This is a genomic window from Pseudomonas sp. yb_5, assembly GCF_043103865.1.
Taxonomy (GTDB): domain Bacteria; phylum Pseudomonadota; class Gammaproteobacteria; order Pseudomonadales; family Pseudomonadaceae; genus Aquipseudomonas; species Aquipseudomonas putida_Y.
In genome coordinates this window covers 110,752-123,740 of sequence record NZ_JBICKE010000084.1, presented here as the reverse complement: position 1 = coordinate 123,740, position 12,989 = coordinate 110,752, and the positions used below count along the sequence as shown (strand labels likewise).

Here is a 12,989-nt window from a genome sequence, read left to right as displayed (position 1 = left end):
TCCAAACAGGTAGATCCAGCTTAACTGCGTTCCTGGCCTGTCGTACAGGTGGCAATCGAGTTCATACTGCGCTGCGCACAATCCTTGAAACAGCTTTGGAAAACTCCCGCATGAAACGTACCCCGCACCTGCTCGCCATTCAGTCCCACGTGGTGTTCGGCCACGCCGGCAACAGCGCCGCGGTATTCCCCATGCAGCGTATCGGGGTCAATGCCTGGCCGCTCAATACCGTGCAGTTCTCCAATCACACACAGTATGGCCAGTGGGCGGGTGAAGTGCTTGCCCCAGCGCAAATTCCTGCGTTGGTGGAAGGCATTTCCAACATCGGCGAGCTGGGCCACTGCGATGCGGTGCTTTCCGGCTACCTGGGCAGCGCCGAACAAGGGCGAGCGATCCTGGCTGGCGTCGAGCGGATCAAGACCGTGAACCCAAAGGCCTTGTACCTGTGCGACCCGGTCATGGGGCACCCGGAGAAGGGCTGCATCGTGCCGCCGGAAGTCAGTGAGTTCCTGCTTGACGAGGCGGCAGCCACGGCGGACATCCTGTGCCCCAACCAGCTGGAGCTGGACAGCTTCTGTGGGCGCCGCGCCCAGTCGCTGGAGGATTGCGTGAACATGGCGCGCAGCCTTCTGCAGCGTGGGCCGCAGGTTGTACTGGTCAAGCACCTGGTTTATCCCGGGCGGGCCGAAGATCAGTTTGAAATGCTGCTGGTGACTGCCGAGCAGTGTTGGCACCTGCGCCGTCCGCTGCTGGCGTTTCCGCGTCAGCCGGTGGGGGTGGGTGACCTGACCTCAGGGCTGTTCCTGGCGCGGGTGCTGCTCGGCGACAGCTGGGTGCAGGCATTCGAATTCACGGCTGCGGCAGTGCATGAAGTGCTGCTGGAAACCCAGGCCTGCGCCAGCTATGAATTGCAGTTGGTACGGGCCCAGGACCGCATTGCGCACCCACGGGTGCGCTTCGAGGCGCAGCTGCTCGCGCTTTAAATGGCGTCGGTTTTCAGGTCCTGGTAGCGCTTTTCCAGCTCCTGGCGGATCTGCCGGCGCTGCTGGCCTTGCAGGAAGCGGCGCTTTTCTTCGCTGCTGTGGGGCTGGCGTGGTGGCACTGGCACCGGGCGGCGGTTGTCATCGACCGCGACCATGGTGAAGAAGCAGCTGTTGGAATGGCGCACCGAGCGCTCGCGAATGTTCTCGGTCACGACTTTGATGCCAACTTCCATTGAAGTGTTGCCGGTGTAGTTGACCGACGCCAGGAAGGTCACCAGTTCACCCACGTGTACGGGTTCACGGAAGATCACCTGGTCGACCGACAGGGTCACCACATAACTGCCGGCATAACGGCTGGCGCATGCATAAGCCACTTCATCGAGGTACTTGAGCAGGGTGCCGCCATGTACGTTGCCAGAGAAGTTGGCCATGTCCGGGGTCATCAGGACGGTCATGCTCAGCTGGGCGTTTCCAGGTTCCATAGTGTGCTCACGGTGAGGTTGCGCTGAATCGGGCGAATGGAGGGCGTTATCTGCTGACACTGTTGTTCCCCTCTCTGAATTTGCCTTGCTGATACGGGACGTTGGCTGGCGCGCTGTCGTCACGCTGATCATGCCATCGCGAGCGCTTTTCCAGCCGATCTGTTTCTGCATATTGCACCGACTTTTAGCGGCGGGGTGCGATGTTAACCTGAGTACGCCCATGCAACATGGGCGTCTCTGCATTCAATACAGTATGTACTTGCTGCTCGCTCGGTTTTGCCTCGACAGGGGGTCTGCCCAGGCATTCATAAGAAGACGAGATAAGGAGTATCACGCCATGCATGCCATCAGCTTCATCCAGGACCTGGCAGTCATCATGCTGATCGCTGGCGTCGTCACCATTCTTTTTCACCGCCTCAAGCAGCCGGTGGTGCTGGGCTACATTGTCGCCGGCTTCATCATTGGCCCGCACACCCCGCCGTTCGGCCTGATTCATGATGAGGAAACCATCAAGATCCTCGCTGAACTGGGTGTGATATTCCTCATGTTCTGTCTGGGGCTCGAGTTCAGCCTACGCAAGCTGTTCAAGGTCGGCGCCACGGCATTCATCGCAGCGTTCCTGGAAATCGTGCTGATGATCTGGATCGGCTTCGAGATTGGCCGTTGGTTTGGCTGGAGCACCATGGATTCACTGTTCCTGGGCGCTATCCTGGCCATCTCCTCCACAACCATCATCGTCAAGGCGCTCAACGACTTGAAGATGAAGAACGAGCGCTTTGCCCAGCTGATTTTTGGTGTGCTGATCGTCGAGGACATACTTGGCATCGGTATCATTGCCCTGCTGTCAGGCATCGCGGTCAGCGGCACGGTCAGCTCGGGCGAGGTGTTCTCCACTGTCGGCAAGCTGTCGCTGTTCATGATCGTCGCTCTGGTCATCGGTATTTTGCTGGTGCCGCGGTTATTGGCCTATGTCGCCAGGTTCGAAAGCAACGAAATGTTGCTGATCACCGTTCTGGGCCTGTGTTTCGGCTTCTGCCTGCTGGTTGTGAAGCTGGAATACAGCATGGTACTGGGCGCTTTCCTGATTGGCGCGATCATGGCCGAATCACGCCAGTTATTGAAGATTGAACGGCTGATCGAGCCCGTACGTGACCTGTTCAGTGCCATCTTCTTCGTCGCCATCGGTCTGCTGATTGACCCTCAGGTGCTCCTCGACTATGCCTGGCCGATCGTGGTCATCACCTTGGCGGTGGTACTGGGCAAGATGCTGTCTTGTGGTATGGGGGCGTTCATTGCCGGTAATGACGGGCGCACGTCACTGCGTGTGGGCATGGGTCTTTCGCAGATCGGCGAGTTCTCCTTCATCATTGCCGCGCTGGGTATGACCTTGCAGGTGACCAGCGATTTCCTGTACCCGGTGGCGGTGGCGGTATCGGCAATCACCACGCTGTTGACACCGTACCTGATCCGCGCGGCCGACCCGTTGTCGCAGAAGTTGGGCAATATGGTGCCTGCTCGCCTGGCACGGGTGCTTTCGTTGTATGGCGAGTGGTTGCGCAACATCCAGCCGCAGGGCGAGAGTGCCATGCTGGTTGCGATGATCCGGCGCATCCTGTTGCAGGTGGGGGTGAACCTGGCGCTGGTGATCGCCATCTTTTTCAGCGGGGGCTACTTTGCAGCGCGTATCGGCAACTGGCTCAGCGAGTGGGTAAGCGATGTTAGTCTGCAGAAGGCGTTGATCTGGGGCGCAGCGTTGTTGCTGTCGCTGCCATTCCTGATCGCCGCCTACCGCAAGCTCAAGGCCCTGTCGATGCTGCTTGCAGAAATGGGCGTCAAGCCAGAAATGGCCGGGCGGCATACCCAGCGTGTGCGTCGCGTGATTGCTGAGGTGATCCCGCTATTGTCGCTGCTGGTAATTTTCCTGCTGCTGTCGGCATTGTCGGCGAGTATTTTGCCGACTAGCGAGTTACTGCTGGTGATTGCTGTCGTAGCTGCAGTGGTGGTGGCGTTGTTGTGGCGCTGGTTCATCCGCGTGCATACGCGTATGCAGATTGCCTTGCTAGAGACGCTGGAGAACAGTCGCGAGAACTCGCAATGAGGGGAACACGCCCTGTGCAGTATTTCACCGTCGCCCAAGGGAATGGGGGCGATATCCCTGTCGCCAGGCGCAGAAAGCCTGGCGACTTTAACTACATTGATGGCCTCAGCCGTCTTTTTTCCAGCCTGGAATCGCGTGGATTTCTCTACAGGCGCTAGAAATCAGCTCTCCAGCCAAACATCTCGCGCCCAATGCCACACCGATTCCCAACTGTCTTCGCCGACACCTTCCTCTTCGGCATCCCATAGCACCACGGTGCCGTCTTCTTCCACGCAATAGTAATTGTCGCCGTCCTGGCACAGTGGAATCAGGTCGCGCGGTACGCCGGCATCCCAGGCGTTGGAGGCCACATCTGGCAGGTAGGTGTGCGACTGCGGATCAGTGACGGTAACAGGCTCAAGGGAGCCGTAAACCACATCACTTACGGTCAGCAGAAACTCTTTGAACACGAATGGAATATTGATGAACAGCTGCTCTTCGATCTCTACCAGCTGGTCTTCGTCGGGAAGCTCCAGGGGCACCGGTACCGGCTCATTCGCTTCACGGAGTTGTTCGATCACTTCTTCCACGGTTCACTTCCTCTGACCTAGATGACAACGCTGCGCCTTATACCCTAGTAGCCCACTTTGGCAAAAGCAAAAAACCCCGGGCAAGCCCGGGGTTCTCTGTTTAGCACGCAGCGATTAGCCGTTTTGACGGATACCGGCTACCAGCCAAGGCTGGTTCTCGCCTTGGGCGCGAACCATGTGCCAGCTTTCGCTGAACACTTCGCCCTGGTCGAAGCGCGAATTCTTCGATACGCCACGGAAGGTCAGGGTAGCGTCGGTGCGGTCGGCGCGGTCATCGACACCGTCCAGTTGCACTTCCAGGTTATCGATGTAGGTAGATTGGAAGCCATCGCCCAGTTCAGCACGCTCACGCTTGAGGAACTCGAGCATTTGCGGGGTAACGAACTCGCTGATCTTGTCCATTTCGTTGGCGTCCCAGTGCTGCTGCAGCGACTGGAAATGGCTACGGGCTGCTGCCAGGAAGCTCTGCTCGTTGAACCAGGCCGGCGCGTTGATCACCGGGGCGGCTGCGGCAGCGGGTGCGGCTGAACCACCGAAAATCGACGGCTGCGAAGGCTGAGCGTGAGCCTCACGCTGCATCGGCGCATGGCCCGGCATGGCCATTTGTGGCTGCTGCTGGCGGCGACGCGCGGCGATGAAGCGGAACACGAGGAAGGCGATAAGCGCCACGATCAGGAAGTCCATGATCTGGAAGCCTTCGAAACCGTCGCCCATGAACATGGAAGCCAGCAGGCCACCGGCGGCGAGGCCAGCCAGTGGGCCCAACCAGCGCGAAGCACCGCTGGCGGCAGCCGGTGCACGGCCAGGTGCGGTCGGCGCGGCAGCAGGCGTGGTTGGCGTAGCCTGGCGGGTCTGGTGGATAGGCGCGGAGCCCGAGCTCTTGCCGCCGCCGAAACGCTTGGCGCTGGCGTCCAGGCTCAGCGTCAGGCCGACGCAGAGCGCCAGTGCGATGCTAAGAAAACGTTGCATAAGTGGGATATCCCCTGTGGTGGATTGCACGCGCGTCATGGTGCACAGGTTCCCGGGCACATGACCAGCGACATAATGTTTCGAGCTTTTGCCTGAATGTTACAAAGCTGGGGGCCCGACCCTTGTGGGCTTTAGATAGCCTCGAGCTTGGCATACCCCAGCATCAGCCATTTACTACCTTCGGCAAAATTCACCTGCACCCGCGCCTGAGCGCCAGAACCTTCGAAATTGAGGATTACGCCTTCGCCGAATACCGCATGCTGCACACGCTGGCCAAGGTTGAACGCGGTCTGCGGAATGCTGGCATTGGCGAACAGGTTGCTGTTGGTGGCCGTCTTGGCCCCGCCGAACGGGCGGCTGACGCTGTTGGACAGGCGTACTTCCTGAACCAGGCCTGCCGGAATTTCACGCACGAAACGCGACACCTTGTTGTAAGTCTCGCTGCCATAAAGGCGGCGTGTTTCGGCGTAGGTCATGACCAACTGGCGCATGGCGCGGGTGATGCCTACATAAGCCAGGCGTCGTTCCTCTTCCAGGCGGCCGGGTTCTTCCAGGCTCATCTTGTGCGGGAACAAGCCTTCTTCCATGCCCACCAGGAACACATAGGGGAATTCCAGGCCTTTGGCGCTGTGCAGGGTCATCAGCTGGATGCTGTCTTCATGCTCGTCAGCCTGAGTATCGCCAGCTTCGAGTGAGGCGTGGCCAAGGAAGGCCGAGAGCGGGGACAGGTCGGCGTCTTCGTCGGTGGACTCGAAGTTGCGTGCCGCACTGACCAGTTCCTCAAGGTTTTCTACCCGTGCCTGGCCCTTTTCACCTTTTTCTTCCTGGTGATAGGTGATCAGGCCGGACTGTTCGATGGTGGTCTGGGTCATGGTATGCAGCGGCATGTCCACGACCTTGGCGGCCAGCCCCTCGATCAGCTCGATAAAGGCCCCCAGGGCACTGGCAGCGCGGCCTTTCAGGGCCTTGGCGGCGAGCAGTTGGCACATGGCCTCCCACATGGACAGCTGGCTGTGGCGGGCGTGCTCGCGGATGGCTTCGACGGTTTTTTCGCCAATACCGCGCGGCGGCACGTTGATCACCCGCTCCAGAGCGGCATCGTTGCCACGCCCTTCGATCAGGCGCAGGTAAGCCATGGCATTCTTGATTTCTGCGCGCTCGAAGAAGCGCTGGCCGCCATAGATGCGGTAGGGGATGCGCTCGCGCAGCAGGGCTTCTTCCAGCACTCGCGACTGGGCGTTGGAGCGGTACAGGATGGCGATCTCGTTGCGCGCATTACCCTGCTTGACCAGGCTCTCGATGGTTTCCACGACATAGCGCGCTTCATCGTGCTCGTTGTAGGCCGCGTACAGGGTCAGTGGTTCGCCTTCGCCCATGTCGGTCCACAGTTCCTTGCCCAGGCGCCCGCTGTTGTTGGCGATCAGCGCGTTGGCCGCCTTGAGGATGCCGCCGGTGGAGCGGTAGTTCTGCTCCAGGCGGATCATTTCGGCGTCGGGGAAGTCGGCGGTGTACTGGTGAATATTTTCGATCTTGGCGCCGCGCCAGCCGTAGATCGACTGGTCGTCATCGCCTACCGCCATCAGGCTGTCGCCGCCGCGTGCCAGCAGGCGCAACCAGGCGTACTGCACGGCGTTGGTATCCTGGAACTCGTCCACCAGCACGTGGCGGAAGCGTCGCTGATAGTGTTCCAGCAGGCCCGGGTGGTCACGCCACAGGTCCAGGGCGCGAAGCAGCAGCTCGGAGAAATCGATGACACCGGCGCGCTCGCACGCCTGCTCGTAGGCCGTATAGACCTCGCGCATGGTCGCCAGGAACAGGTCGCCCCCCGCCTGGATATGCTGCGGGCGCAGGCCTTCGTCTTTCTGCCCGTTGATGAACCACTGGGCCTGGCGTGCCGGCCACTTCTGCTCGTCCAGGCCCAACTCGCGCATCACCCGCTTGATCAGGCGCTGCTGGTCGTCGCTGTCGAGGATCTGGAAGTTCTGCACCAGCCGCGCTTCCTGCCAGTGGGCCCGCAACAGGCGATGGGCCAGGCCGTGGAAGGTACCGACCCACATGCCTGCCGGGTTGATGCCCAGCAGTTGCTCGATCCGCTGGCGCATTTCTGCCGCGGCCTTGTTGGTGAACGTCACCGACAGGATCGAGTGCGGCGACGCCTGCTCGACCTGGATCAGCCAGGCGATGCGGTGTACCAGCACGCGGGTTTTACCGGAACCGGCGCCGGCAAGCACCAGTTGACGCCCGAGCGTGGCCGCTACGGCCTGGCGTTGGGCATCGTTGAGGGAATTCAGCAGGAGAGAGAGGTCGTCTGTGCGCATCGGGCCATTCTAGGGCGATGCCGGGTAAGGGGCAAATATCTACTGTATGAATATTCACCTGGCGGCATCCCGCTCATCGGCCGAGGCCAGGTCACGGCCTGCGCAAGCTGGCGGAGGCATGGTCAGTCGATGGCCTTCACGTTATGGATTTCGCACCTTCGAACTTCATCTGCTGCTGTTTCAGATTAAAGGTCGCGCCATCGCGCAGGTCATTCAGCCATGCCAGCGCCTGCCATGCCTGGCGAGCAGGCTGTTGGCTTGCTCGGGCCCGAAACTGCCAGCCGGGTAGGGGCGGGGTGCCTGGAAGTGTTCTTCACAGCCCTTGATGATTGGATCTACCCAGGCCCAGGCTGCTTCCACTTCATCGCGGCGCATGAACAGTGTCGAATCACCTTCGAGCACATCCAGCAGCAGACGCTCGTAGGCTTCCCAGCGGCGAGTCTGGCTGAACACCTGGGCCAGATTAAGGTCCAGCTCCACGGGTTCCAGGCGCATGCCCTTGCCTGGGCTCTTGGTCATCATGCGCAGGCTGATGCGTTCGTCCGGTTGCAGCTGTATCAGTAGCTGGTTGACCTGGCCGCCGCTGAACAGTTCGTGAGGCACTGGCTTGAACTGGATGACGATCTGCGAAGCGCGCCGCGCCATGCGTTTGCCGGTGCGCAGATAGAAAGGCACGCCCGCCCAGCGCCAGTTGTCGATGTGCGCCTCGATGGCCACGAAAGTCTCGGTATCGCTGTCGTTGTCGACATCCTTTTCAAAGTAGTAGGCCGGCACTTCCTGGCCGCCGATACGTCCGGCGCCATATTGGCCGCGTACTGTCTTGTCCTGTACATCCTGGCCAGTGATCGGCTTGAGGGCGCGCAGGATTTTCACCTTTTCGTCGCGTACCGCTTCGGCCTCGAACTGCGCGGGTGGCTCCATGGCCACCAGGCACAGCAGTTGCAGCAGGTGGTTCTGCAGCATGTCGCGAATAGCCCCGGCGCGGTCGTAGTAGGCACCGCGGTTTTCTACGCCCAGCGTCTCGCAAACGCTGATCTGGACATGGTCGACCTGGTTGTTGCGCCACACTGGCTCCAGCAGGGCATTGGCAAAACGCAGGGCCATCAGGTTCTGCACGGTTTCCTTGCCCAGATAGTGGTCGATGCGAAACACCTGGCTTTCCTCGAACACCGTGCCAATCGCTTCATTGATGGCAGTGGCTGATTCCAGCGAATGGCCGATCGGCTTTTCCAGCACGATGCGCGCTTCGGTGTCGGCCAGTCCGGCAATGCGCAGGTGGTTGGCAATCGGTACGAACAGGTTGGGGGCGGTGGCCAGGTAGAAGATGCGCGTCAGCCCACCGGGTTCGCCCAGGTAGCGTGCCAGGCGGCCGAAGTCGGCGCTCTGTGAAGCATCCATCGGGAAGTAGTCGACACGTGCGGAAAACCGCTGCCACACCTCTTCGTCGAAGTCACTGCGGGCAATCTGCGCCCGACAATGGCGTTCGGCGAGCTTCAGATAGTCGATGCGTGGCAGGTTGCGCCTGGCCAGTGCGATGACCCGCACGGCAGGGTTCAGACGGGCCTCGCGAAACAGGTGGTAGAGCGCCGGAAGCAATTTGTGCAGGGCCAGATCGCCGGTGCCGCCGAAGACCAGAATGTCGCAAGGAATAGTCAAACCACCACTCTCCACGTTCGTTTAACTGGGCGGGTTGGCGTCCATGTAGTATAACTACAAGAAAGCTACAACCCGGCAAGCCGATCATAACCGAGTCCAGCCTGTGAATCTGTTGCAACATATCGCCCAATCGCGCCACCTGCTGCGCAAATCGGAACTGAAAGTGGCCGACCACGTGCTGCTCGACCCGGCTGCCGTCATGCACAGCTCCATGGCCGACTTGGCGCACAGCGTGGGTATCAGTGAGCCGACCATCGTGCGTTTCTGCCGGGCCATCGGCTGCTCGGGCTTCCAGGACCTGAAGCTGAAGCTGGCGCAAAGCCTGGCTGCCGGGGCCAGCTTCGGTCAGTTCGCCATCCACGAAGATGACTCGGTCGCCGACTACAGTCTGAAGATCTTCGACACCACCCTCCACACCCTGATGGAAGTGCGCGAGCACCTTGATCCGCAGGCGCTGCAACAAGCAGTGAGCGCCATGGCCCAGGCGCAGCGGGTAGAGTTCTATGGCTTTGGCGCGTCCGGTGCGGTTGCAGCCGATGCCCAGCACAAGTTCTTCCGCCTGCTGCTCAGCGCGGCAGCGTATTCCGACCCGCACATGCAAGCGATGTCGGCGGTTACCCTGAAACCGGGTGATGTGGCGGTGTGTATTTCCCAGTCGGGCCGTTCCAAGGACCTGCTGATCACTGCCAACCTGGTGCGTGAGAGCGGCGCCAACCTGATTACCCTGTGCCCCAGCCAGACGCCGCTGGCCGAGCTGTCGACGGTCAACCTGGCGATCGACGTGCATGAGGACACCGAGATCTACACCCCTCTGACCTCGCGTATTGCCCATCTGGTGGTGATCGACGTGCTGGCCATGGGCGTTGCCATGGCGCGCGGGCCAAGCCTGGTCAACCACCTGAAGAGCGTGAAGCGCAGCTTGCGCAGCTTGCGTCTGTCGCCCAAATCGATCAAGGCTACAGACGACTGAATTCAACCTGTACTGGCCTCTTCGCGGGCTTGCCCGCTCCCACAGGTACTGTGCACCTGTATAAATCGGTGCCATTCCTGTGGGAGCGGGCAAGCCCGCGAAGAGGCCGGTACAGGCAGTGAAAATTCACGATTCTGTCACCATTCCACCGCAAAACGGTAAACCATCAAGGCCAGTCTGAAACTCCCGCATCCTATCTGGGAGACAGGCAATGGCTCGTGACTTCGACGGTACGTACCAACCCAACGCCAAGGCTCGCAAGCAGCAGGAAAAGGATCAGCGCCGTATGGAATACCGCCGCGCGATCGAGAGCTATTGCGACCAACGTCAACTGCTCCGCGACCTGGCGGACTACCCTGAGCTGCAAGCACTCACGGTATGGCAGTCGTCGGCGGCAACTTCCCCGAAAAACGTTCAACAAGCGCGCTGATCAGCGCACGTTCGCCGCGGATGAATGCCAGAAATGCCAAGGCCACCGGCGACTGTCGCTTGGCCTTGGCCTGCACCACGCACCAGCTACGGTACAGCGGCAGTTCCTCGACCGGCAATTCCTTCAGCACCCCGGTGGCCAGTTCCAGGTTGACTGCATGGCGGGTCAGCAGGGCGATCCCCAAGCCGGCGATCACGCATTCGCGTTGGGCATCGGCCGAGGCTACTTCAAGCGTTTGGGCGAAATGCACGCGCTTGTCCTTGAAGTACTCTTCGCACGCCTTGCGTGTTCCCGAACCTTGCTCGCGGATTAACAGGGTATGAGGCTCCAGGTCCTGCATGCGCAAATGCTCCAGCTTGCACAGCGGGTGCTGCGGCGGGGCCACCGCAACGATCGGGTTGTTGAGGAACGGCAGAAACTCCAGGCCCATGTCTTGCGGCACCATCGACATGATGATCAGGTCGTCGCGGTTATCGGAAAGGCGGCGGATGGCTTGGGCGCGGTTGACTACCGTCAGGGTCAGGTTGACCTCCGGGTGACGCTGCTTGAAGGCGGCGAACAGGTGTGGCACGAAGTACTTGGCACTGGACTCGATCGCCAGTTTCAACTGGCCCTGCAATGAGCCCTGCATGTCCGAAAGCTGCATGTCCAGGCTTTCCAGGCGCCCGAAGATATCGTGGCTGGCGCGCTGAAGGGCCTCGGCCGCCTCAGTCAGGTAGAGCTTCTTGCCCACGTACTCGAACAGCGGCTGGCCGATCAGCTCTTCAAGCTGGCGGATCTGTAGACTAACGGCGGGTTGCGTCAGCGCCATCTCCTCCGCAGCACGGCTGTACGAGCGCAAATCGCACACCTCATTGAAGATCTGGAGTTGACGCAATGTCATACGCATCAATGACTTACGCATTTTAATCGGCTCCTCGGCAACACCCTGTTACCCAACTATAAGCTTTTACTAATACAGCCTCTAACAAATATTGATTTTTGTTTATCGACCTACAGCGCTAGGGTGATTACGCGACTGGCCAGCAACGTCTGGTCACGCGCCGACCGGTAGAACCGGCTCGACTGTTCCTACGGCTTTGGGAAGACTCCAGTGATAAAAAAAATCCTGATCGCCAACCGAGGTGAAATCGCAGTTCGGATCGTGCGTGCTTGCGCCGAGATGGGCATTCGCTCGGTAGCGATCTTTTCCGACGCCGACCGGCATGCCTTGCACGTCAAGCGCGCTGACGAAGCCCACAGCATCGGTGCCGAGCCGCTGGCCGGTTACCTGAACCCGCGCAAGCTGGTGAACCTGGCTGTGGAAACCGGCTGTGATGCCTTGCACCCGGGCTATGGTTTCCTTTCGGAAAACGCCGAACTGGCAGAGATTTGCGCCGAGCGCGGGATCAAGTTCATTGGCCCGGCCGCCGACGTGATCCGCCGTATGGGCGACAAGACCGAAGCGCGCCGCACCATGATCGCCGCCGGTGTGCCGGTAACCCCGGGCACCGAAGGCAACGTTGCCGATATTCATGAAGCCCTGAGCGAAGGTGACCGCATCGGTTATCCGGTGATGCTCAAGGCCACCTCCGGTGGTGGCGGTCGCGGTATTCGCCGTTGCAATAGCCGTGAAGAACTGGAACAGAATTTCCCGCGGGTCATTTCCGAGGCGACCAAGGCCTTTGGTTCGGCCGAAGTGTTCCTGGAGAAGTGCATCGTCAACCCGAAGCACATCGAGGCGCAAATTCTCGGTGACAGCTTCGGCAACGTAGTGCACCTGTTCGAGCGCGACTGCTCTATCCAGCGCCGTAACCAGAAGCTCATCGAAATTGCCCCCAGCCCACAGCTCACTCCCGAACAGCGTGCCTACATCGGTGACCTGGCGGTACGTGCGGCCAAAGCGGTGAATTACGAGAACGCCGGTACCGTGGAGTTCCTGCTCGCCGATGGCGAAGTGTACTTCATGGAAATGAACACCCGGGTGCAGGTGGAACACACCATCACCGAGGAAATCACCGGGATCGACATCGTTCGTGAGCAGATCCGCATTGCCTCGGGGCTGCCACTGTCGGTCAAGCAGGAAGATATTCAGCACCGTGGCTACGCCTTGCAGTTCCGTATCAATGCTGAAGACCCGAAAAACAACTTCCTGCCCAGCTTCGGCAAGATCACCCGTTACTACGCCCCCGGCGGCCCGGGCGTGCGTACCGACACGGCGATCTACACCGGCTATACCATTCCGCCGTTCTACGACTCCATGTGCCTGAAACTGGTGGTGTGGGCGTTGACCTGGGAAGAAGCCATGGACCGCGGCCTGCGGGCCCTGGACGACATGCGCGTGCAAGGGGTGAAGACCACCGCCGCGTACTACCAGGAAATCCTGCGCAATCCGGAATTCCGTAGCGGCCAGTTCAATACCAGCTTCGTCGAAAGCCACCCTGAATTGACCAACTACTCGATCAAGCGCAAACCCGAAGAGCTGGCCCTGGCCATCGCTGCCGCCATCGCCGCCCACGCAGGCCTGTGAGGAAC

General features: G+C 60.3%; 11 protein-coding genes. 5 read left to right on the top strand and 6 right to left on the bottom strand.

What is annotated here, in order from left to right:
• The first annotated feature begins 110 nt into the window (after window positions 1-110).
• The gene (gene pdxY / locus ACF8GF_RS14360; protein WP_392487791.1) at window positions 111-983 is read left to right on the top strand and encodes a pyridoxal kinase PdxY; all 873 of its coding nucleotides are present in this window, start codon (window positions 111-113) and stop codon (window positions 981-983) included.
• Here pdxY and ACF8GF_RS14355 read toward each other — a convergent pair.
• Entirely contained in the window at window positions 980-1,465 is a 486-nt protein-coding gene (locus tag ACF8GF_RS14355; protein ID WP_003253263.1) for an acyl-CoA thioesterase, read from the bottom strand. The genes pdxY and ACF8GF_RS14355 overlap by 4 nt on opposite strands.
• 337 nt (window positions 1,466-1,802) lie before the next feature.
• On the opposite strand from ACF8GF_RS14355, the gene ACF8GF_RS14350 reads away from it, so the two are divergent.
• Complete coding sequence (locus ACF8GF_RS14350) at window positions 1,803-3,563, top strand: cation:proton antiporter (protein WP_176682929.1); 1,761 nt, start codon at window positions 1,803-1,805, stop codon at window positions 3,561-3,563.
• A 161-nt stretch (window positions 3,564-3,724) separates the two neighbouring features.
• Here ACF8GF_RS14350 and ACF8GF_RS14345 read toward each other — a convergent pair whose 3' ends face one another.
• The 4 genes from ACF8GF_RS14345 to zwf form a co-directional block, all read right to left on the bottom strand.
• Window positions 3,725-4,132, bottom strand: a complete 408-nt coding sequence (locus ACF8GF_RS14345; RefSeq protein ID WP_176682928.1) for an SMI1/KNR4 family protein — start codon at window positions 4,130-4,132, stop codon at window positions 3,725-3,727.
• Window positions 4,133-4,246: 114 nt separating this feature from the next.
• The gene (locus ACF8GF_RS14340) at window positions 4,247-5,101 is read right to left on the bottom strand and encodes a Tim44 domain-containing protein (RefSeq protein WP_176682927.1); all 855 of its coding nucleotides are present in this window, start codon (window positions 5,099-5,101) and stop codon (window positions 4,247-4,249) included.
• Between the two features lie 131 nt (window positions 5,102-5,232).
• A complete protein-coding gene (gene uvrD, locus ACF8GF_RS14335; protein ID WP_176682926.1) occupies window positions 5,233-7,419 on the bottom strand; it encodes a DNA helicase II in 2,187 nt (728 codons plus the stop codon).
• A gap of 213 nt (window positions 7,420-7,632) precedes the next feature.
• Window positions 7,633-9,075, bottom strand: a complete 1,443-nt coding sequence (zwf, locus tag ACF8GF_RS14330) for a glucose-6-phosphate dehydrogenase (RefSeq protein WP_176682925.1) — start codon at window positions 9,073-9,075, stop codon at window positions 7,633-7,635.
• A 103-nt stretch (window positions 9,076-9,178) separates the two neighbouring features.
• Here zwf and hexR point away from each other — a divergent pair, with 103 nt between their 5' ends.
• A complete protein-coding gene (gene hexR, locus ACF8GF_RS14325; protein ID WP_003253273.1) occupies window positions 9,179-10,045 on the top strand; it encodes a transcriptional regulator HexR in 867 nt (288 codons plus the stop codon).
• Between the two features lie 211 nt (window positions 10,046-10,256).
• A complete protein-coding gene (locus ACF8GF_RS14320; protein ID WP_061405728.1) occupies window positions 10,257-10,475 on the top strand; it encodes a PA3496 family putative envelope integrity protein in 219 nt (72 codons plus the stop codon).
• On the opposite strand, the gene ACF8GF_RS14315 is transcribed toward ACF8GF_RS14320, so the two are convergent.
• Entirely contained in the window at window positions 10,417-11,379 is a 963-nt protein-coding gene (locus tag ACF8GF_RS14315) for a LysR family transcriptional regulator (RefSeq protein WP_392461478.1), read from the bottom strand. The genes ACF8GF_RS14320 and ACF8GF_RS14315 overlap by 59 nt on opposite strands.
• A gap of 189 nt (window positions 11,380-11,568) precedes the next feature.
• Between ACF8GF_RS14315 and ACF8GF_RS14310 the strand changes: the two genes are divergently transcribed.
• Window positions 11,569-12,984 (top strand): acetyl-CoA carboxylase biotin carboxylase subunit, encoded by a 1,416-nt coding sequence (locus ACF8GF_RS14310; protein ID WP_003253279.1) that lies wholly within the window; start codon window positions 11,569-11,571, stop codon window positions 12,982-12,984.
• Window positions 12,985-12,989 lie beyond the last annotated feature (5 nt).